Origin of the sequence: Aestuariivivens sediminicola (genome assembly GCF_022662015.1) — a bacterium.
Taxonomy (GTDB): Bacteria; Bacteroidota; Bacteroidia; order Flavobacteriales; family Flavobacteriaceae; genus Aestuariivivens; species Aestuariivivens sediminicola.
Genome location: NZ_JAKMCM010000007.1, coordinates 86,628 through 107,846, shown reverse-complemented (window position 1 = coordinate 107,846; position 21,219 = coordinate 86,628). Strand labels below are relative to the sequence as shown.

General features: G+C 36.8%; 20 protein-coding genes. 15 read left to right on the top strand and 5 right to left on the bottom strand.

All coding sequences use genetic code 11. The annotated features are described in order from the left end of the window. Window positions 1-154 precede the first annotated feature (154 nt). A complete protein-coding gene (locus MR041_RS14240; RefSeq protein ID WP_242094927.1) occupies window positions 155-1,423 on the bottom strand; it encodes a DUF2851 family protein in 1,269 nt (422 codons plus the stop codon). Between the two features lie 88 nt (window positions 1,424-1,511). Here MR041_RS14240 and MR041_RS14235 point away from each other — a divergent pair, with 88 nt between their 5' ends. Beyond that, window positions 1,512-1,907: a DUF2721 domain-containing protein gene (locus MR041_RS14235; RefSeq protein WP_242094926.1), complete on the top strand. Its 396-nt coding sequence runs from the start codon at window positions 1,512-1,514 to the stop codon at window positions 1,905-1,907. Here the strand turns inward: MR041_RS14235 and MR041_RS14230 are convergent. After that, window positions 1,904-4,531 carry a valine--tRNA ligase gene (locus tag MR041_RS14230; protein ID WP_242094925.1) on the bottom strand — a complete coding sequence of 876 codons (2,628 nt, stop codon included), beginning with the start codon at window positions 4,529-4,531 and terminating at the stop codon, window positions 1,904-1,906. The two genes, MR041_RS14235 and MR041_RS14230, sit on opposite strands and share 4 nt — an antisense overlap. Window positions 4,532-4,804: 273 nt before the next feature. On the opposite strand from MR041_RS14230, the gene MR041_RS14225 reads away from it, so the two are divergent. Beyond that, the gene (locus MR041_RS14225) at window positions 4,805-5,221 is read left to right on the top strand and encodes a DUF1573 domain-containing protein (RefSeq protein ID WP_242094924.1); all 417 of its coding nucleotides are present in this window, start codon (window positions 4,805-4,807) and stop codon (window positions 5,219-5,221) included. A 121-nt stretch (window positions 5,222-5,342) separates the two neighbouring features. On the opposite strand, the gene MR041_RS14220 is transcribed toward MR041_RS14225, so the two are convergent. Continuing rightward, the gene (locus MR041_RS14220) at window positions 5,343-6,686 is read right to left on the bottom strand and encodes an aspartyl protease family protein (protein ID WP_277926372.1); all 1,344 of its coding nucleotides are present in this window, start codon (window positions 6,684-6,686) and stop codon (window positions 5,343-5,345) included. A gap of 126 nt (window positions 6,687-6,812) precedes the next feature. Here MR041_RS14220 and MR041_RS14215 point away from each other — a divergent pair, with 126 nt between their 5' ends. The 9 genes from MR041_RS14215 (at window position 6,813) to MR041_RS14170 (ending at window position 15,912) form a co-directional block, all read left to right on the top strand. Continuing rightward, on the top strand, window positions 6,813-8,003 hold the full coding sequence (locus tag MR041_RS14215) for a pyridoxal phosphate-dependent aminotransferase (RefSeq protein ID WP_242094922.1): 1,191 nt from the start codon (window positions 6,813-6,815) through the stop codon (window positions 8,001-8,003). Continuing rightward, on the top strand, window positions 8,003-9,016 hold the full coding sequence (murB, locus tag MR041_RS14210; RefSeq protein ID WP_242094921.1) for a UDP-N-acetylmuramate dehydrogenase: 1,014 nt from the start codon (window positions 8,003-8,005) through the stop codon (window positions 9,014-9,016). Before MR041_RS14215 ends, murB begins: the two co-directional genes overlap by 1 nt. Window positions 9,017-9,085: 69 nt before the next feature. After that, entirely contained in the window at window positions 9,086-9,619 is a 534-nt protein-coding gene (locus MR041_RS14205) for an RNA polymerase sigma factor (RefSeq protein WP_242094920.1), read from the top strand. 7 nt (window positions 9,620-9,626) lie between these two features. Next, complete coding sequence (locus tag MR041_RS14200) at window positions 9,627-10,436, top strand: anti-sigma factor (protein ID WP_242094919.1); 810 nt, start codon at window positions 9,627-9,629, stop codon at window positions 10,434-10,436. 107 nt (window positions 10,437-10,543) lie between these two features. Beyond that, a complete protein-coding gene (locus MR041_RS14195; protein ID WP_242094918.1) occupies window positions 10,544-10,747 on the top strand; it encodes a membrane or secreted protein in 204 nt (67 codons plus the stop codon). 6 nt (window positions 10,748-10,753) lie between these two features. Next, window positions 10,754-11,866: a glycosyltransferase gene (locus tag MR041_RS14190; RefSeq protein ID WP_242094917.1), complete on the top strand. Its 1,113-nt coding sequence runs from the start codon at window positions 10,754-10,756 to the stop codon at window positions 11,864-11,866. Then, the gene (locus MR041_RS14185) at window positions 11,857-12,405 is read left to right on the top strand and encodes an RNA polymerase sigma factor (RefSeq protein WP_242094916.1); all 549 of its coding nucleotides are present in this window, start codon (window positions 11,857-11,859) and stop codon (window positions 12,403-12,405) included. The genes MR041_RS14190 and MR041_RS14185 overlap by 10 nt, the downstream gene beginning before the upstream one ends. 64 nt (window positions 12,406-12,469) lie before the next feature. Further along, window positions 12,470-13,351 (top strand): lipoyl synthase, encoded by an 882-nt coding sequence (gene lipA, locus MR041_RS14180; RefSeq protein WP_242094915.1) that lies wholly within the window; start codon window positions 12,470-12,472, stop codon window positions 13,349-13,351. A 329-nt stretch (window positions 13,352-13,680) separates the two neighbouring features. Then, complete coding sequence (locus MR041_RS14170) at window positions 13,681-15,912, top strand: ATP-binding protein (protein WP_242094914.1); 2,232 nt, start codon at window positions 13,681-13,683, stop codon at window positions 15,910-15,912. Here the strand turns inward: MR041_RS14170 and lpxK are convergent. Then, the gene (gene lpxK, locus MR041_RS14165) at window positions 15,909-16,916 is read right to left on the bottom strand and encodes a tetraacyldisaccharide 4'-kinase (protein ID WP_242094913.1); all 1,008 of its coding nucleotides are present in this window, start codon (window positions 16,914-16,916) and stop codon (window positions 15,909-15,911) included. The genes MR041_RS14170 and lpxK overlap by 4 nt on opposite strands. A gap of 53 nt (window positions 16,917-16,969) precedes the next feature. Here lpxK and MR041_RS14160 point away from each other — a divergent pair, with 53 nt between their 5' ends. From MR041_RS14160 to msrA, 3 genes are all read left to right on the top strand, one after another. Continuing rightward, window positions 16,970-18,064: a Nif3-like dinuclear metal center hexameric protein gene (locus MR041_RS14160; RefSeq protein ID WP_242094912.1), complete on the top strand. Its 1,095-nt coding sequence runs from the start codon at window positions 16,970-16,972 to the stop codon at window positions 18,062-18,064. Between the two features lie 3 nt (window positions 18,065-18,067). Beyond that, on the top strand, window positions 18,068-18,847 hold the full coding sequence (locus MR041_RS14155) for a zinc ribbon domain-containing protein (protein ID WP_242094911.1): 780 nt from the start codon (window positions 18,068-18,070) through the stop codon (window positions 18,845-18,847). A 124-nt stretch (window positions 18,848-18,971) separates the two neighbouring features. After that, on the top strand, window positions 18,972-19,625 hold the full coding sequence (gene msrA, locus MR041_RS14150) for a peptide-methionine (S)-S-oxide reductase MsrA (RefSeq protein WP_242094910.1): 654 nt from the start codon (window positions 18,972-18,974) through the stop codon (window positions 19,623-19,625). An 84-nt stretch (window positions 19,626-19,709) separates the two neighbouring features. On the opposite strand, the gene MR041_RS14145 is transcribed toward msrA, so the two are convergent. Continuing rightward, a complete protein-coding gene (locus MR041_RS14145) occupies window positions 19,710-20,510 on the bottom strand; it encodes a class I SAM-dependent methyltransferase (RefSeq protein WP_242094909.1) in 801 nt (266 codons plus the stop codon). Window positions 20,511-20,543: 33 nt separating this feature from the next. Between MR041_RS14145 and MR041_RS14140 the strand changes: the two genes are divergently transcribed. Beyond that, window positions 20,544-21,200 (top strand): hypothetical protein, encoded by a 657-nt coding sequence (locus tag MR041_RS14140; protein ID WP_242094908.1) that lies wholly within the window; start codon window positions 20,544-20,546, stop codon window positions 21,198-21,200. The last annotated feature ends 19 nt before the right edge of the window (window positions 21,201-21,219 follow it).

The following is a 21,219-nucleotide window of genomic DNA, read 5'->3' as shown; positions in this document are numbered from 1 at the left end:
TAATACTTACTTCTTTAGTTTAAAAGTTTCTGGAGCAAGAACTTACTCTCTATTTAAAATTGAATTATTTGTTCATAAGAATATTATTCGATATGGTGAAAGGTGTTTTTTTTAACAGTAATAATTGAAATTGACATTTGAGGATTTTTGCTAATCAATTCAAAAGGGTGCTACCAATTGCGCAATGTAAACATTTGTTTTTATCACAATATTCGGACTTTAACTGAATTAAAGCCTGGGAATGCAATGCTGAATTCGTTAGCGGCCGTAACCTATTAAATTTATCAATAATAGTATTGTTTTCAGGTTTTATTTCTGAAATCAATGCTAAATCATCAATAGATGCTGTCTCTCCTCTATGCCGTGTAAAACAAAACTTTAGAGGTATGATCGTATTTATAAGCAGTGAATTTATAAATGATTTAGAAATACTTTTTTTTAAGGGTTTAGATTCCCTGGAGAACGTGTAATGGTTTTCCCAAAAGGATGATGTTGAGACTTTAAATAGTTGGTAAAAGGAATCCAAGGTATCCCGCTCTATTATCTGTGAAAATAAATTCTGATTTTGAAAGTATAAACTTGACAATTGCGACAACCTAATGGTTGGAAAATTTGCAGGCCGTAATCGAAAAAATTGTACAGCTTCTATATTTGAATTGTCCAAATTATATTTTTGGCTGAGAAAAGTATAATCAACACGTAAATTTTCATAGTATCTGTTTTCAACAGGTTGTTGAAGCAGCCCGGCTTGTCCAAAAAATAAAGCTTCCAACATTTGGCGATTGGATTGTACCTTCCGTACAATAGAAAAGGGAGTGGCATTCGCTAAACTTAAAAATGCTTCGCTATTTACCTTTAAACCAAAATTTTTAGTTAGCATCTTAAACAAAACCTCTTCCCAATCGTATTTCGAGGCCTGAAGCATTGAAGTAATGGTTTTTGATTTGCATTCCAATCGCTCAAAATAAAGGCGATCCAACCAATTGTAAATTACAAATGACTCGATTTCAGAAAAATCGCCTTCACAGTTAATCCACAGTACCTGATTCATAATTAACTTTTTGTAATTCCTTAAAACACTATCCGAGATATAATGTTTAAGTTCCAGTGTGGCTATAGCACTATTGTTATCCCTTAAAATTTCGGTGTCGTGTTCCCAGACAACATGTAAAATAACATTATCATAGTTTTTGTTAAGCTCATGATTATGTAAATACCAATCGGAAGACTTCACATGCATTTCCACATTACCCGCCCAAAGCTGGTCTCCTATTTCTATCATAGCATTAAAAAAATCAGGCCCGGAGTCATGATTATGCTGGCCGACAGATTTCACCTTGATCGGTTCTCCTGTAACGGTTCTTAACTTGGTGAAATTGATTTTTTTATATTTCCAAACATAATGTAGAAGATCCTCTTTCATTATGGAAAGTTAAAGCCCGCATTTAAAAAGAACAAGTTCAAAATCTCCTATTTGAAGTAATATCCATAAATTTGAACAAACTTTATGCATGGAACAATTGACCTTAACTACGCCGGCCTTGCTCTTCTCAGCAATATCATTAATAATGTTAGCCTATACGAATAGATTTTTGGCTTATGCTTCGGTAATTAGAAGTCTGCATGATAAATACATTCAACAGAAAGATTCCATTATAATAGCACAAATAGAAAATATTAAAAGGAGGTTATACTTAACCCGATCCATGCAAATATTTGGGATAACCAGTTTACTACTTTGTGTTTTAACGATGTTCTTAATTTATATAAAGCAACACACTATTGCTGTTTGGATTTTCGGTGTAGCTTTAATTTTATTGATATTTTCCCTGGTTCTTTTGATCATTGAAATTCAAATTTCTGTAAAAGCACTAGAACATCATATCAGTGATATCGAAAACTCCTAATGCAAGCTTTCCAAACTCGCTTTAAGGGTCTCTATCTTCGCAAGGGCATCCGCTTCTTTTTTCCTTTCTAGTGCAATAACTTTCTCAGGGGCATTATTCACAAATCGTTCATTGGCTAATTTTTTTTGAACCGATTTTAGGAAACCTTCCGTATAGTGAAGTTCCTCTTTAAGCTTTTTAATTTCCTCTTCTAAATCGACCGCATCTGAGATAGGAATGAAATACTCATTAGTCTTTACTCTAAAACTTAAAGCGCCCTCTAAAGCTTCCGAAACATAATTAATCGCATCAAGGTTACAAAGTTTTATAATCACAGAATCATAAAAGTCCCCTAAATTTTCATTGTTAATTACAGAAAGTGAAATCTTCTCTTTAAAGGCGATATTTCTTTGTTTCCGAATTGTACGAATCCCTGAAATAATTTCCATGACAGAATCGAAAACTTGAATAACATGATGATCCACAGTATCACTTTCCGGCCACCTGGAGATGATTAACGCTTCCTTCGATGAACGCGGGGTTATACATTGCCATATTTCTTCTGTAAGGAAGGGCATAAAAGGATGCAAAATTCTTAGGTTATTTTCCAAAATCCTGATAATGGCATTATACGATGTTCGATCGATGGGCTGACCATAAGCGGGCTTTACTATTTCAAGCAACCAGGAACAGAAGTCATTCCAAATTAATTTATAAGTTTCCATTAAAGCATCACTCAGTCTGTATTTAGTAAAATGATCTTCAATGACCGACAATGTTTCCTGAAATTTATTTTCAAACCACATTATCCCATTTTTAGCATACTCCGGTTGCGCAGTATCCTGTATTTCCCATCCGTTAATTAATCTGAATGCATTCCAGATTTTATTGGAAAAGGCTTTTCCTTGTTGACATAAGGACTCATCAAAAGGCAAATCGTTTCCGGCAGGAGAACACATTAACATTCCAACACGAACGCCATCCGCTCCATATTGATCCATGAGTGCAATAGGGTCGGGAGAGTTACCTAATGACTTACTCATTTTTCGCCCTTGTTTATCCCTGACTATTCCCGTATAGTATACATTTTTAAATGGTAATTCACCTCTGAATTCATAACCTGCAATGATCATACGAGCTACCCAAAAAAACATTATTTCCGGTGCCGTTACCAGATCATTTGTCGGATAATAGTATTTAATTTCATCATTATCTGGATTTCGAATACCATCAAATACGCTGATCGGCCATAACCACGATGAAAACCAGGTATCAACCACATCCGTTTCCTGGACTAAATCGGATTGCGATAAATCATTATTTCCCGTCACCTCTTTGGCACGAATTAGAGCCTCTTCAATAGATTTTGCCACAACAAAATCGTTCACTCCTTCACCGTAATAATAAGCAGGAATTTGATGTCCCCAATATAATTGTCGCGATATGTTCCAATCCCGAATATTGGTCATCCAGTTTTTATAGGCGTTTTTAAATTTTTTTGGATGGAATTCAATGGTATCATCCACTACATTATCCAAGGCCGGTTTAGCAAGATCTTCCATCTTTAAAAACCACTGAGCCGATATTTTTGGCTCAATTACGGCATTGGTCCGTTCACTGGTGCCAACTTTGTGAATATAATCTTCTGATTTCACCAAAAGTCCCAGAGCATCTAACTCTTTTGCCACATGTTCTCGAGCTAATTCCCTGTCCATCCCTTCAAATTGCAGACCATGATGGTTTAGTGTGGCATCATCGTTTAAAATATCGATTACCTCTAAATTATGTTTATCCCCTATTTCTTTATCGTTCGTATCATGAGCAGGAGTAATTTTTAAACACCCTGTACCAAACTCCATATCAACATAGTCGTCTTGAATTATGGGTACAACGCGATTACAAATCGGTACGACCGCCTTCCTTCCTTTAAGATGTTTAAATCGTGTATCAGCTGGATTAACACAAATAGCAGTATCACCCAATATGGTTTCCGGTCTCGTAGTAGCCACAGTTACGAACTGGCCTTCTCCTTCAATTTGATATTTTACGTAGTAAAGCTTATCCGACCTTTCCACATAATTAACCTCTTCATCCGAAAGTGTGGTCTGCGCCTTTGGATCCCAATTAACCATCCTATAACCACGGTAGATAAGTCCTTTATTGAACAAGTAAATAAACACATCGATAACAGACTCGGATAAATCTTCATCCATCGTAAACTTGGTACGTTCCCAATCGCAAGAACAACCTAATTTTTTTAATTGCTCTAGTATAATACCGCCGTGCCTATGAGTCCATTCCCAGGCATGGTCTAAAAAATCTTCCCTTGAAATATTCGCCTTATCAATACCCTCGCTTTTTAGCTTTTCAACCACCTTTGCCTCAGTTGCGATAGATGCATGATCGGTGCCTGGCACCCAACAGGCATTGTACCCCTTCAAACGTGCTCGACGTATTAACACATCCTGTAAGGTGTTATTCAACATATGCCCCATATGCAAGACACCCGTTACATTTGGCGGTGGAATGACTATGGTATATGGCTCTCTTTCATCAGGTACGGAATGAAAATAACCCTGTTTTAACCAGTAGTCATACCATTTTTTTTCAACTTCCTTTGCATCATATTTTGATGGGATCTGCATACTTTGGAATAATTTTTGACGATTGATGTGCAAAAGTACTTATATTTCTTAAGCTGTGAAATCGGAATAATTAAAATATTTAATCGTTCCTCTATTATTCAGTTTAGTTCGGATGTACTGTTAAGTGCGTAAAATATGTTAATACTTGTGCAATACATCTAATAATTTTGTTGTTTGAAGAAAAAGTAAGTATGTTTGACTCAGATTGATTGAAAATAAAAGCTTTTAATGAGCAATTAAAAATTTGAATTAATTAACGAAAAAATAAATAAAATGAAACAATTAATTACACTCATTTGTATTGGTTTTCTGAGCTTATCATTGCATGCTCAGGCTAAAATTGAATTTAAAACTGATACTATTGATTATGGCACTATTGAAAAAGGATCTGATGGCGTTCGCGTTTTCGAATTTACGAATACCGGTGATGAACCTTTAATTATTTCTCAGGTAAAATCGAGCTGTGGGTGCACAATTCCCAAAAAGCCGAAAGACCCTATTTTACCGGGCCAGACAGGTGAAATTGAAGTGAAATATGACACCAACAGAGTTAACCCGATCAGGAAAACAATTACCGTTATCTCTAACGCCGAAACGCCTACTGTAGCCTTAAAGATCAAAGGACTCGTGGTAGATCCGAATAAAGAGAGTGTTTTGGAAAAAAAAGATAAAAGTATAGTACAGCAATAAGTATAAACATCTGAATAGAACAGCAATCCCGGATAGTTAGCTATCCGGGATTTTTTTATCATTTCATATACTAATTACAAAGACGTTTTTGTGGTCTGATTCTTAAATTCGAACTTTAATCTCATTTCTTATCGAAAACATTTTCCAGGATAAAAGAAAGGTTCATGATCACACCATCCCTGTCAATTCTCATTCTGATCCGTTTTCCGGCATCAGCATAAAACATTTCCATGATATCCTGTAAGGACAATTGATACGCCTGTTTCCCATTAATTACTAATAATTGGTCGCCTATTTTGAGTCCGGCCTTTTCTGCGGGAGATCCGGCTCTTAATTCAACAATACTAAATGCCGGTTTTAAAGACAATTTATATCGTGTATCCAACACTATTCGTGTTCCATTAGTGTTTTCATTTCGCTCCAAGCCATTTACCGGGTTTATACTTGCATCCCTTTCCCTTACCAATCTCAATCCATCATGAGCCAACTCTATACCACTTTTATTATAGGTGAATTTAGACTTAAAATAACCATTCTTTTTAAAGGTGACTATTGCTCTCCGATAATCAATTATGACGTTAAACCGTTTCAAAATATTGCCTGAAATACTGCCATTTCTATCCTTAATTCGTCGGGCATATGAAATGGATGAGGAATCCGGAAAGGCAACGTTTACATTTTTCAAGGTATACCCCTTGAGAGTAAAGGCATCAACTCGGGATCGCTTCCCATAAACACTTCCGCTTAGACCGTGTCCAAGAAAATCGTTGAAAAATTTTTCACCTGATCTTATGCCTAAAGATTCATCCTCAAATAACCATAATGCATCACTTCCCCCTGAATCGATCAATAATTTCACAGGTATTTCCTTTTGATCAATAGTAACTGTAGCATTGAGATAGGGTTTATTATTATAGAACTCCAAATTCAATCGATCACATTTTTTACATGCCTTATATTTGAACTGAGGGGGTTCGGTGAGTCTTATGTATTTATGAGCATAATTAATCTCTACAACCAGGTCCTTCAGTAAATCAAATCCTATGATGCCGTGAATGGGTATTCCCAATCGCGGGGCGAAGTTTAAATTGGAATCATAAACCGCATAGAGATCCTGATTTAAATTTATAGCATCACCAATTTGAAAAACATTATTTGATGATTTTAATGCCTCGACAGATTCCCCTTCTCCTAATCCCCTCAAATATATACTCTCGGTATTCTTGATTCTTAAAGAGTCCGAAACATTTAAAATATTAAATATAATGGGTTTACTTACCCCCGTATCCAATAAAAAGGATAGTTCCACACCATTTATTTTAACGGGAAATACGATTAGATTATTAATAAATTTGAATTTAATCTTATCTGATTTCTGTCCATTTTGTACCGTAAACCTACCCTGAGAAAAAACCGAATGGCTTAGAAAAAAGAAAACGAAAATGATACCGAAGGCTCTTAGCATAGAAATTAGACAGTAATTACTCAATGAATTTACGAATCTTTAAAATAGCCCGGTCATTTAACCCCTTTTTTTAAAAAAACTTTAAGATAATTTTCCCAAATTTGCATTTTAAATAGAATTATAAGCATGCCAAAAATATCATCGAAAGGTCTTGCAATGCCTGAATCTCCTATAAGGAAGCTTGTACCATATGCAGAAAAAGCAATTAAAAAGGGGAAAACGATATATCATTTGAACATTGGACAACCTGACATTAAAACACCTCAAGTTGCTTTGGAAGCAGTTAAAAGGCATTCGCTTGAAATACTGGCTTATTCACGTTCAGAGGGTTCTGAGGCGTACCGAATGAAATTGGCTAATTATTACAAAGGGAAGGCTATTTCTGTAAGTCCTGACGATATCCTTGTAACTACGGGAGGAAGTGAAGCTTTGTTATTTGCTTTCGGCTCAATTATGGACGCTGATGATGAAATTATCATACCGGAACCATTTTATGCCAATTACAATGGGTTTTCAACGGCATCAGGCGTAAAGATCGTGCCTGTTATTTCAAAAATCGAAACTAATTTTGCACTTCCACCGATTGAGGAATTTGAAAAGTTAATAACTCCAAAAACCAAGGCCATACTTATCTGTAATCCTGGAAACCCGACAGGTTATCTTTACTCTAAAGAAGAACTTGAAAAGTTAGCAGCCCTCGTTATAAAACACGATTTATTTCTATTGGCCGATGAGGTTTATCGTGAATTTGTCTATGATGGTCACGTACATCACTCGATAATGCAGGAAGAAGCATTACATGAGCACGCTATCATGATTGATTCGGTATCCAAGCGCTACAGTATGTGCGGGGCTCGTGTAGGATGCCTCGTTTCAAGAAATAAGAAGGTCATTCAAACGGCATTAAAATTTGCCCAAGCTCGTTTAAGCCCGCCTACATTTGCGCAAATTGCAAGTGAAGCGGCGTTGGACACACCTCAAAGTTATTTTGATGAAGTGATTGAAGAGTATGTCGATCGTCGCAATACATTGATTCAGGAATTAGAAAGCATCAAAGGTGTAAAAGTTGCCAAGCCTAAAGGGGCCTTTTATTGTGTTGCAGAACTTCCTGTCAAGAATGCCGACCATTTTGCGCAATGGTTGTTAGAACATTTTGATTTAAATGGGGAAACTGTTATGGTCGCTCCGGCAGCAGGATTCTATTCATCACCAAATGTGGGATTAAACCAAATCCGCATAGCGTACGTACTTAATAAAAAAAGTTTAAAAAAGGCTGTAAATATCTTAAAGGAGGCTTTAAAAACTTATAAATATTAGTGCAGATTCATCAAAACATATCGCTTAAACCGTATAACACTTTTGGAATTGATGTTAAAGCAAAACATTTTGTTTCAGCATCCAGCGTTAATGATTTAAAAGACATTTTAAACTTAAAGGAATACCCTAACAAGCTCATTTTGGGAGGAGGGAGTAATTTATTACTTACCAAAGATCAAGATGCACTGATTATTCATATCAATCTTAAAGGAATCAAAACAATATCTGAAGGTGATAATCATGTACTGGTATGTGCTAATGCTGGTGAAAATTGGCATGATTTCGTCTTATGGTGCCTTGAACGGGGGTTTGGCGGTGTGGAAAATCTCTCTTTAATACCCGGTAAGGTGGGTGCAGCACCTATTCAAAACATTGGGGCTTATGGTGTAGAACTCAAAGATGTCTTTGTTTCCTGTGATGCCCTGTCCATAGAAACGAATACACTCAAATCGTTTGATAGAGACGATTGTAATTTTGGCTACAGAAGCTCCATCTTTAAAACCCACGCCAAAGGCAAATACATCATTACGAGTGTCACGTTCAGATTAAGTAAAAAACATCATGAACTTCACACCGATTACGGAGCGATTGCCTCACGTTTAGATAAAATGGACATCAAAGAACCTTCTATTTCGGCAGTTTCAAATGCAGTTATTGCTATTCGTAAGAGTAAATTACCTGATCCCAGGGATATCGGTAACAGCGGTAGTTTTTTTAAAAATCCGGTGATAACGAAAACCCATTGTGAACGCTTGTTAAGAGCGTTTAAAGACATGCCTCATTACCCTCTTTCCGATGACCAAGTTAAAATTCCTGCGGGATGGCTCATAGAGCAAGCTGGATTTAAGGGTAAACACTTCGGTAGTTATGGTGTACACAAAAATCAAGCATTGGTCCTGGTAAATTATGGAGGGGCAAAAGGCGAAGATCTATTCAGACTTTCAAAGTTAATCCAAAAGACCATAAAAAGACTTTATGGTATTTCACTAGAGGCGGAAGTAAATATTCTATAAGTTGTGGAAAGAAATTTCTACATTTGAGTCAAGATACACGAAAAATTCAATTCTTAAAACAGACTGATATTGATTTCAACATTAGAAAAGGAAATAGTCGAATTATTGAAAAAGGGTGATAAACGCGCTCTAAATTTATTGTACGAGAATTATGCTGATGCCCTCTATGGGGTAATAAAAAAAATAATATCAGATGATGAAATTGCCCAGGATGTGCTTCAAGAAAGCTTTGTAAAAATATGGCGATTTTCAAAAAAGTATGATGCTTCCAAGGCAAAATTATTTACCTGGCTTTATCGAATTGCCTATAATACAGCTATAGATAAGGTCAGATCCCTTAAAAATAAAAAGGACAAGGAAGTCCAAATCGAGTTATCTTCCGTATATAAAATCACATCCAACGCACTCAACCAAGATGTATTGGATATTAAGAAACATTTGAAAACTTTAGACGAAAAGTATCAAATTGTAATTAATGCACTCTTTTTTGAGGGCATGACGCAACAAGAGGCCAGTGATGAATTAAATATTCCACTGGGTACGATAAAATCAAGATTAAAAATCGGATTACGTGAATTGAAAAAAATTTACGATCCAAATTAAATAAGTCATGGATGAGAAAATAACTACTTTTTTAGATTCTGGGCTATTAGAAAAATACCTAATTGGCACAACTAATGCCAGTGAAACTCTTCAGGTTGAGGCCTTTATCTCAAAATACCCAGAAGTACAGAATGCCTATAACACATTACAATTTAATCTAGAGGTTGTTGCAAAGAGCAATGCCGTAGAAGCACCAAAAGAAATTTTGAATTCGGTATTTGAAGAACTCGATGACAAACCGGTCATCAATTTGAGCACATTCCAAAAATACAAATCATGGTATAAAATTGGGGTAGCAGCCTGTGTTGCATCAATCATATTTGCAGGATCGACTTTTATGTTCTACACTCAAAATCAAAAACTCAGTGATTACAATAAGCGATTGAATGATGAAAATCAGGTTGTTGTTGATGAAATTTTCGATTTAAGAAGTGACATTGAAAAGAACAACAGAAAATTGGATGCCGTAATGCAGCAATTTATTAAACTTAATGATCCCGAAACATACAAATATATTATTCAAGGGAATAGTCGGGCAAAAGAATTAAAAACCGTTGCATACATCAATCCAAGAAAAAAAACGTCCATGATTGATGTGGTTTCACTGCCAGAACTACCAGAAGAACAATGCTATCAAATATGGGCAGAGTTACAAGGTAAAATGGTAAGCCTGGGGATCTTAACTGAAGAAGACCGGCAACTGCGTGCAATTCCATATACTGAAAACGCACTGGCCCTGAACATTACGGTTGAACCCAAGGGTGGCAACACAATAGCAACATTAGATAACTCTGTAGCTCATATTAGCTTACAATAGAAAAAGAAACTTTACATTTTTAGAAAAGCCCTGAAATATACCGTTCAGGGCTTTTCCTTTTTCTAAACATATTTTAAACACCTATATTTGCACAAATTATTTTTTACATGGAACTTCTATTCATAACACTTCTTTTATTAGGATTGGGTATCGCCGGGATTGCAATCAAAATATGGGCAAAAAAAGACGGTCAGTTTTCTGGAACATGTGCCAGCCAAAATCCAATGCTAAATAAGGATGGCGAAACCTGTGGTTTTTGCGGAAGAACTCCCGAACAATTTAGTGAATGTAACGAACCGCAACATTCCTAGGACCTTATGCAAATTCTTGATATCCTGTTCTACCTCTTTCTAGGGGTAGTGTTTAGTCAAGTTATTCTTTATGTTTTTGTTTACGGTAAGTTTATTTTTAAAAAACCTGCTCAGCTTACTGCCTGTGAAGCACCTGTTTCCGTAATTATTTGTGCGAAAAATGAAGCAGAAAATTTAAAACGGTTCCTTCCTGACATCATTCATCAAAACCATCCTGTTTTTGAAATCGTTCTAATTAACGATTCATCCAATGATGACACCTTAGAAGTGATGAAAACATTTGCAGAACAGCATGCCAATATCAAAATTGTAGACGTCAAGGCTGTAGAGACCTTTTGGGGCAACAAGAAGTACGCACTGACGCTCGGTATCAAAGCGGCTAAGCATAACCTGCTTCTATTTAGTGATGCCGATTGCAAACCCGTTTCAAAACATTGGATTCGAGAAATGCTTAGCCATTTCAACGGTCAAAAATCAATAGTACTCGGATTTGGCGGACATACCAAAGTAAAGCGCTCATTATTGAATAAGCTCATACGCTTCGAAACCTTAACAACAGCGGTTCGATACTTTTCATTTGCCCTTCATCGCATGCCATATATGGGTGTTGGAAGGAATATGGCCTACAAAAAAGAATTGTTTTTTGATGCTAATGGGTTTATCAATCATATGCGTGTAAAATCCGGAGATGACGACTTATTCATCAATCAGGTTGCCACACCCGGTAATACGGCCATCTGTTTTAGTAAAAATAGCTTTACTGCTTCACCGCCCAAAACCAATTTTAAAGAATGGTTAAATCAGAAGCGGCGTCACATAACCACAGCCTCATATTACAGATTCAAACATAAAATTCTATTAGCACTAATTTATGCTTTCCAAGTGCAATTTTGGCTTTTGGCAACCCTGCTGCTTATCGTATCGCACAAGTGGCAAATCGTTCTTGCGCTTGTCTTAATCCGACTATCCATCCAATATATTGTTTTTGCGTTAGCTGCAAAAAAACTCAATAGTAAAGACCTGATTGTTCTGCTACCCTTTTTAGAAATTTTCCTAATTAGCATCCAATTATTTATATTTATAACTAATCTTATTTCAAAACCCATTCATTGGAAATAGAAGAAGCCATCAAACGTGCAAAAAAGAACGACCAAAAGGCATTTAATTTCTTGTTGGATACATTTTGGGACGATGTCTATGGTTTTCAATTGAAACGCATTCAGAATGAAAATGATGCAGAGGATATAACCATTCAAACATTTTCCAGGGCCTTCGACAGAATTGAGACATTCGACGAGTCCTATAAATTCAAAACCTGGCTTATTGCCATATCCAAGAATATTCATATTGACTTAATTAGAAAGAAAGAAAAATCGATTTCCAAAGTCACGTCCCGAAATGATGAGAATGCCTATAAAATCCTGGATGAATCCCCCTCTCCAGAGGATATTATTATCACAGAGCAACATTTGGCTAAATTACTCATGGATATTAAAAAATTGAAGCCTCACTATCAAAAGGTTATCCATTTAAGATATTTCCAAGAGTTAAGCTATAAAGAAATATCCAATGCCCTTGGAGAACCTATTAACAATGTAAAGGTGAAGTTATTAAGGGCAAAAAAACTTCTTGCCGATATTATAAAAAAAACAGCCTAGCATAAAGCTATAATTTCCTTTTTTAAATCTATACTTTGTATCTTTGTGGCCTTATTAAATAAGCATGAGTACTGAAACAGTTTCAAATACATTAAGTACAGAAAGGAATCCCAAACCAAAATGGTTACGGGTAAAATTACCTACGGGGAAAAAATATACCGAGTTAAGAGGTTTAGTCGACAAATATCAGCTCAATACCATTTGCACATCAGGTAGTTGCCCAAATATGGGAGAATGTTGGGGTGAAGGTACTGCTACATTTATGATTTTAGGAAATATTTGTACCCGTTCCTGTGGATTTTGCGGTGTTAAGACCGGGAGACCGGAAAGTGTAGATTGGGATGAACCCGAAAAGGTAGCGCGATCTATAAAAATAATGAAAATTAAACACGCCGTACTGACGAGTGTAGACAGAGATGATCTTAAAGATATGGGCAGTATTATGTGGGCAGAAACAGTAAAGGCTGTTCGCAGGATGAACCCAGAGACTACATTAGAAACACTAATACCGGATTTTCAAGGAATCGAACAACATATTGATAGAATTATTGATGTAGCACCGGAAGTAATATCTCATAATATTGAAACCGTGCGTCGTTTAACGCGTGAGGTACGTATACAGGCGAAATACGACAGAAGCCTCGGCGTTTTAAATTATTTGAAGCAACAGGGACAACGCAGAACAAAATCGGGAATTATGCTCGGACTGGGTGAAACACGCGAAGAGGTTATCGACACACTTCACGATTTAAAAGCAAACCATGTGGATGTGGTGACCATAGGGCAATACCTGCAGCCCAGTAAGATGCATTTACCGGTAAAGGAATTTATAACTCCCGAACAGTTTGAGGAGTATCGAGCAATAGGATTGGAACTTGGTTTCAGACATGTGGAGAGCAGCGCTCTCGTGCGGTCTTCATATCACGCCCAAAAACATATTGACTAAGAAATAATCCTTAAGGTTGTATCAATGGTTTTGACAGGATTGGAAGACGGTTATTCAGATTACCTCATCATCATCCATTGAGAGAAGTTGTTGCCATAATTGATAGGACGGATTGAAGAACCTTAAGCCAACTTTTAAAGAATGACTGCAGTCGTGTATTTGAGATTCGCTAATGACCACTGTTATAGGTCATTTGGTAAAAATAATAGGTCAGCATGATAATGAAACGGCCTATTCACAACGAATTATTGATTAAATATGCAATTTATCGGAAAAAAAGTGTGTTTTATCGATAAAATAGTTATATTTGTCCGTAAGATTGATTTATAATGCCCCATATAAAACACTACATAACCGTAATTTTTTTGTGCATAGGCCTATTCTGTTTCGCACAAAACTCCATTGATGAGGATCCTGAAATCATACAAAATCGAATTGATTTCCACCTACTTGAATCCTCAAAAGATATTGAAAATTTTGATTACCCGGAAGCCCAAAAGGAACTCGATAAAGCCTTAAAACTGGCGACCAAAGTAGACAATAAAGAGCGTATTGGATTAATTTATGCTGCCAAAGGTAAACTACAATTAATTGTTGAAGAAGAAGATGAGGCCATTAAATCAATGATTAAGGCCGTGGATGTGCAACGGTTAATTAATGATAATTATAATATTGGTAGTTCTTATAAAACCTTTGGTGATATCTATTTTAAAAAGGGGGATTACAGACTTGCACTAGACCAGTACAGAGCAGCAAAATCTAAATTTGAAGAGGAGGATCTAGACGAAAAGTTAGCCGAGGTTTTAATTTGTGAAGGGATCACCTATATCGAATTAAAAGATTATGACAAGGCCAGGATTCATCTGGATCAATCCATTAATTTATCGAAAAAGCTAAATCTGTACCGCAATCAGAGTAATGGTTTGGTCAATTTGAGTAAAGTTTACCTGGAGCTCGAAAATATTGAAAGGGCCTCGACATTGGCAAATGAAGGCTTAACCATTGCCAAAAGACACAATTATGTTAACATTTTAAATGATTGCTATTTAGTTTTAAGCAACATACATCATAAATTCAACGATTATAAAAACTCCTACAATTACCTTAACCTGCATTTAAAATTATCGGATTCACTCAGCGCATTAAAGCACGAAAATCTTTCACCTGAAAAAAAAGTGCAATTCTTAATGAGTGAAGAGCTCGAAAAAACAAAAAAACAAAAGGAGGAGTTAGATGAAGCCAACAGTAAGAACGATTTAGGCACCCTGATATCCATTCTCAGTGTTGCTCTTATTACCATTTTATCTTTACTGACCCTCTCGTTGTATAAAAACAACAATATCAGGTTGAAAACCAATAATATGCTTCACAAAAAAAATAGTGAACTTATTATTGCAAAAGAAAAAGCCGAATTGGCTTCCAAGACAAAAGCCAATTTCTTATCGACGGTGACGCACGAGTTAAGAACACCTTTATATGCGGTAACCGGTTTAAGTAATATGTTGCTGGATGAAGACCCCAAACCGGAACAAATACAACATTTAAAATCTTTGAAATTTTCGGGAGACTATTTGCTGACCTTTATTAATGATATTTTACAATTAAATAAAATTGAGGCCAACAAGGTAAATGTTGAACCAGAACCGTTTAACCTGAAAAACAAAATAAATAATATTGTTATGGCCCTTAATAATTCGGCCCTGGATAACAATATTCAAATACATTTCGACTATTCTAAAGATATTCCTGAAAGTTTTGTGGCAGACCAATTAAAAATCTCTCAAATCTTAATTAACCTGATCGGTAATTCGATTAAGTTTACAAAAGATGGCGACATTTGGATCAGGGTTTATAAGATTAATCAGGAAAACAACACCTATACCCTTAGATTTGAGGTCGAGGATAATGGTATAGGAATAAGTAAAGAGAAACAAGACAATATGTTTGAAAGTTTCTCTCAGGGATCCATTCAAATTAATAGGAAGTATGGAGGTACCGGCTTAGGTCTGTCCATTGTTAAGGGATTAATCGACATCCTTAAAGGGAAAGTGTATCTCAAAAGTGAGTTAGGAAAAGGAACTACGTTTTATTTTGAAATTCCTTTGGAATATACGGATCAGGGTCAGATCAATGAGCATAAAAAATCTTACTTCTCGGAAGAAACAAATGAGATCGATCTAACCAAGGTTAAGATATTAGTGGTTGAGGACAATAAAATCAACCAGATGATTACCAAAAAAATCCTGACCAAAATGAATCTCAAGTGCGATATTGTTGATAATGGTGAGGATGCTGTGGATAAAATTAAAACCAATAATTACGATATCGTGTTAATGGACATTCATATGCCGGGTATCAGTGGAATTGAAGCCACCAAAATAGTACGGACATTTGATAAGGAATTAACCATTTTTGCGTTGACCGCGGTTACCATTGAAGATAAAATGCATGAATTTGAAGAAGCCGGATTTACTGATATTATTCCAAAACCATTTAAACAGGAAGAATTCGAAAAGAAACTGTTCAATGCCTTAAACAAAAAGAAGACAAAATCCGCCTAGGAGCTACTCACAAAACGTCGTACCGCCCTATCAAAATCAGTATGCTGGTCTATCCCCAGTTCAATGGGTATAAAATATAACTTATCCTTCAACGCATCATACTTTCGTAGTCTCATAAAATCTTTTTCTGTCGTAAGAATAGTGGTCAGGGATTCAAATCTTTTGACATCCTTCAGGGAAAACTCATAATGGTCTTTAAAGCTCAAATGTTCAAATTCAAGACCCCTTCCTCTTAAAAATTCAACCAGAGGACTTGCATTGGCAATACCTGTAACAAGCGTAAGGTTTTTTAAATCATCTAATGTAAGTGCTTTTTTTGATGAATGCACTTCATTTGCGTACTTGATAAAACTGAAAAACACTTGTTGATTTCCCTTTGGATCAATCGCTTTCAAGACACTTTCTTTTTTCTCATGGCTCAAATGTTGAGGACATTTTGTGATCACAATAATATCGGCCCTGCCAGCCCCCTTTGCCCCTTCTCTCAAATTTCCGGCAGGGAGGACATAATCATTCACATATAAATTATCAAACGATGTAAGCAGTATATTTAAACCGGCCCTGACGCGCCTATGCTGGAACGCATCGTCTAGAAGTACGGTATGAACCTGTGGCCTGAGCGCCTTTAATTTTTTAATTCCATTTACGCGATCACTATCAACGGCAACCGTTATGGTCTCCTTAAACTTGGTATAAAACTGGTAAGGTTCATCGCCGAGGTCCTCTACTTTCACCTGCCCATGGGCCATTAAGAATCCCTTAGATTTACGTTTATAGCCCCGGCTCAGGGTTGCTATTTCAAAATCATCTTTTAACAACCTTATTAAATACTCTATCATCGGTGTTTTACCCGTGCCGCCAACACTCAAATTACCAACACAAATGACGGGAAAATTAAAATCTACAGATTTTTTTATCCCCCAGTCATACAATCGGTTTCTTAAACTGGTGACGATATAGTACAACGGCGTTAAAGGAAATGCAAGGACCCGTATTAATTTCATATTCACAAAGTAAATATTTTATATTTGTTTAATAATCAATAAATAGAAATAATATGATTATTCAGGATGTCCTCAACCATTTAGAAACCCTCGCCCCTCTTCATTACGCTGAAGATTTTGATAATGTGGGACTATTGGTTGGACAGAAAACAACCGAACTCACCGGTATACTTGTCACATTGGATACGACAGAATCTGTTATTGAGGAAGCAATTGATGCGCAGTGCAATTTAGTCGTTAGCTTTCATCCCATTATTTTTAAGGGCTTAAAAAAACTCAATGGGACTACCTATGTAGAGCGGGTGGTCATGAAAGCAATTCAACACGATATAGCTATTTATTGTATGCATACCGCCTTGGACAATGCGTTTCAGGGTGTTAACGCTATGATATGCAACAAACTTAATCTCATTTACAGGCATGTTTTAATACCTCAATCGGGTACCATAAAAAAATTAACGACCTATGTCCCTGTTGAGGAGGCGGATGCATTGCGAACCGCTTTATTTGAGGCAGGTGCAGGACATATCGGTAATTATAAAGACTGCAGCTTTAACGTTGAAGGTTACGGCACCTATATGGGCAATGAACAGTCTAACCCCACAAAAGGAATTAGAGGAAGCCTTCATACAGAAAGCGAAACTAAAATTACAGTGGTTTTCCCAAAACATTTAGAGTCTAACATCTTGAAGACGCTTTTCAACACACATAGTTACGAGGAGGTGGCATATGAGATTTTTACCCTAGATAATGTGAATCAGCAGATCGGAATGGGCATGATAGGAAGCCTTGAATCTCCTTTGAGCGAAACTGAATTTTTAAGCTATTTAAAACAAACCATGAAAGCCGATGGGATAAGGCATACTGCCCTACTGGGCAAATCCATTCAAAAAGTAGCAGTCCTGGGGGGGTCCGGAAGTTTTGCCATTCAAGCGGCTAAAAAGGCCGGGGTCGACGCCTTTGTAACTGCCGATTTAAAGTATCATGACTTTTTCACAGCCGAAAATAAGATCCTGTTGGTTGATGTTGGCCACTATGAAAGCGAGCAATTCACAAAAAATCTTTTAGTAGCACATCTTACAAAAAAAATTACTAATTTTGCAGTCATTTTATCGAACACAAATACCAATCCCATTAAGTATTTTTAAAACATGGTTAAAAAGAAAGAAGCAACCGTAGAAGAGCGATTAAGAGCTTTATACGATTTACAATTAATCGATTCTCGTATAGATGAAATAAGAAATGTTCGAGGAGAATTACCCTTAGAAGTTCGTGATCTTGAAGATGAAGTAGCCGGGTTAAATATCAGGCTTGAAAAATTGGTTTCAAGTTTGGAGTTGATTGATAACGATATTGCTTCCAAAAAAAATCTGATAGAAGAAGCGAAGGCACTGATCAAAAAATACACTGAGCAGCAAAAAAATGTCAGAAACAACAGAGAGTACAATTCTTTGACAAAGGAGGTTGAATTTCAGGAGCTGGAAATAGAATTGGCGGAAAAGCATATCAGGGAGTTCAAGGCCCAAATAGAACAGAAAAAAGAAGTTATTGCTGACACCAAGGAGCGTTTAAAAGAGCGTGAAACGCATTTAAAGCACAAAAAGGGCGAACTGGATGCCATATTGGCTGAAACTGAAAAGGAAGAACAGGCGCTAATGCAAAAATCTGAAGAATATAAGCAGCAGATCGAAGGGCGATTGGTTTCTGCATACACCAGAATAAGAAAAAGTGTTAAAAATGGTTTAGCCGTGGTACCTATTGAAAGGGGTGCTTCAGGAGGGTCTTTTTTTACTATTCCGCCACAGATTCAGGTGGAAATTGCGTCTCGCAAAAAAGTAATTACGGATGAACACAGCGGACGTATTTTAGTAGATGCAGCATTAGCTGAAGAACAGAAGGCGAAAATGGAAAAGCTTTTTGATAAACTTTAAGCGCGATCGTATCAGAACATAAAGCATTTAGCCTTCAATTTATTTGAAGGCTTTTTTATTTATTACTAAATTTAATTTTTGAGTTAAGTTTTAAGTCTATTTTACGTCTAAGGAAAAAAAGTTTATGATGCGTCCAATACTACTTCTTGTCCTATTATTAATGTTTAACTGCAAGAATAATGCGCAGGATAACACACCTAAGGAAGCCACTGACCATGCGGAAATAACACCCGTTGAAGTCCCCTTGAAAAACGGGATGGCACGCGCCTATTTTGCCAGTGGTTGTTTTTGGTGTGTCGAGGCCATTTACGAAAGTGTCAGGGGTGTGGACGAGGCCATAAGCGGGTATTCCGGCGGTCACACCAAAAACCCCACATATGAGTCCAGCAATACGGGTAAAACGGGGCATGCTGAATCCGTTGAGGTCATTTATGATCCTCAGGTAGTTAGTTTTGCAACCCTAGTCGATGTGTATTTTGCCTCTCAGGATCCCACCCAGTTCAACGGACAATATCCTGATTTTGGATCACAATACCGCTCCATTATTTTTTACCAAAATGAACAACAGAAAGCGGTTATTTTACAAAAGAAGGCGGCTTTAGCCAAAAAACTCAATGCTGAAATTGCGGCTGAGGTCCTTCCGTTTCAAAAGTTTTGGCGGGCTGAAGATTACCATCAGAATTACGAACGTCTTCACCCGAATAACAGCTATATAAGAAATGTATCCATTCCCAGACTGAAGCGATTTAAAAATAAAATGCCTGAGGTCCTGAAATAAACACCATAGGCATCGTTTTTCTTCCTGTCCTAAGCGAATTGCAGAAATTTGAGTTCTTGACTGCCAGCTCCTAGATTTGAAGGGCTATAATTTTGTTGCTTTCACTGTAAAAATCAAAGGATAAAGCCGATCTTCCAAAGCATACATCTTCGTTTTTGTCCGCACCATATTTGGCAGTATGTCATAAGGGCTTTCATAGAACTCGTTTACATACTCTATGTGCAGGCCCGCTTCGGTTAAGGCCGTTATGACCTCCCCCAGGCCGTGATTCCAGGCATACTCCTTACTTAACATTTGGGATTTTTCATTGCCGTAGGTGCCTTTATATTCCTCATAAATGACCTCATCCTGCATATAACCATAAGCTATTTTCGGTTCATCATTAAGATAATCGAACATCCAAATAATGGGATGAAATTCCGCCATAAAAAACGTTCCCCCCTTCTTGAGTTTATCGGCAATTATGACCCCCCATGGTTTCAGGTCGGGCAACCATCCGATAACCCCATAACTGGTATATACAATATCAAAGACCTCCCTGATGGATGCCTTGGTATCCAAGACATTACAACATACAAATTGAGCATCCAATTCCAGATCATCATTTAATTGTCTGGCCATTTCTATTCCAACATCACTTATGTCGACACCTGTACAACGGGCACCCATTCTGCTCCAGCTGAGGGTATCCTGACCAAAATGACACTGCAAATGCAGCAGGGACTTACCTTTTACATCTCCTAATGCTTCAAGTTCGTAAGCATTTAAAGAACTTCGACCGTTCTTAAAGGCTTCCAAATTGTAAAATGTCCCTTTTGCATGTTCCTTAGCCTTTTTATTCCAGGTTACCCTGTTAATATTGAAATATTTGTCATTTGTATTCATATTGAAGCGCTATCTTTACAAAAATCTAAAAGTATGCAAAACTTCCTTTACTCCCTAGCACTGTTTTTGCTTTTCATATCCTGTAAAGAACTAAAACCAAAAGATAAAGCGATCGAACTTTCTGTGGCTGAAAAAATTGCGAATGCGCATGGTTTCGAACAGTGGAAAAATGTTTCGGAAATTGCGTTTACATTTAACGACAGACGAAGTTGGCTATGGGATCCTGGCACAGATGCCATTACCTACACAAAAGACACATTGACCATTACTTACAACCGTAGGCAACTGGATTCTACGGTTATTCCTATAGACCGGGCCTTTATCAATGACAAATTTTGGTTACTTATTCCGTTTCAGCTGGTCTGGGATAAAGGTCTGAGTATTTCGGATCCCGTAAAAGCAAAAGCCCCGATTAGTCAAAAACTTCTGGGTAAAATCACCCTGAGCTATTCCAATGAAGGAGGTTACACCCCAGGAGATGGCTATGATATTTTCTTTAATGACGACTACATCATTGAGGAATGGATATTCAGAAAAGGGAATCAGGATGAACCCTCTTTAATGAATACATTCGAGAACTATAAGGATTTTAACGGCATAAAAATAGCCCTGGAACATAAAAATGCCGAAGGCAATTGGAATTTAACCTTTACAGATGTTAAAATTACTTTAAAAGCAATGGCCAAATAAGGGGTTAATGGTTAAATTG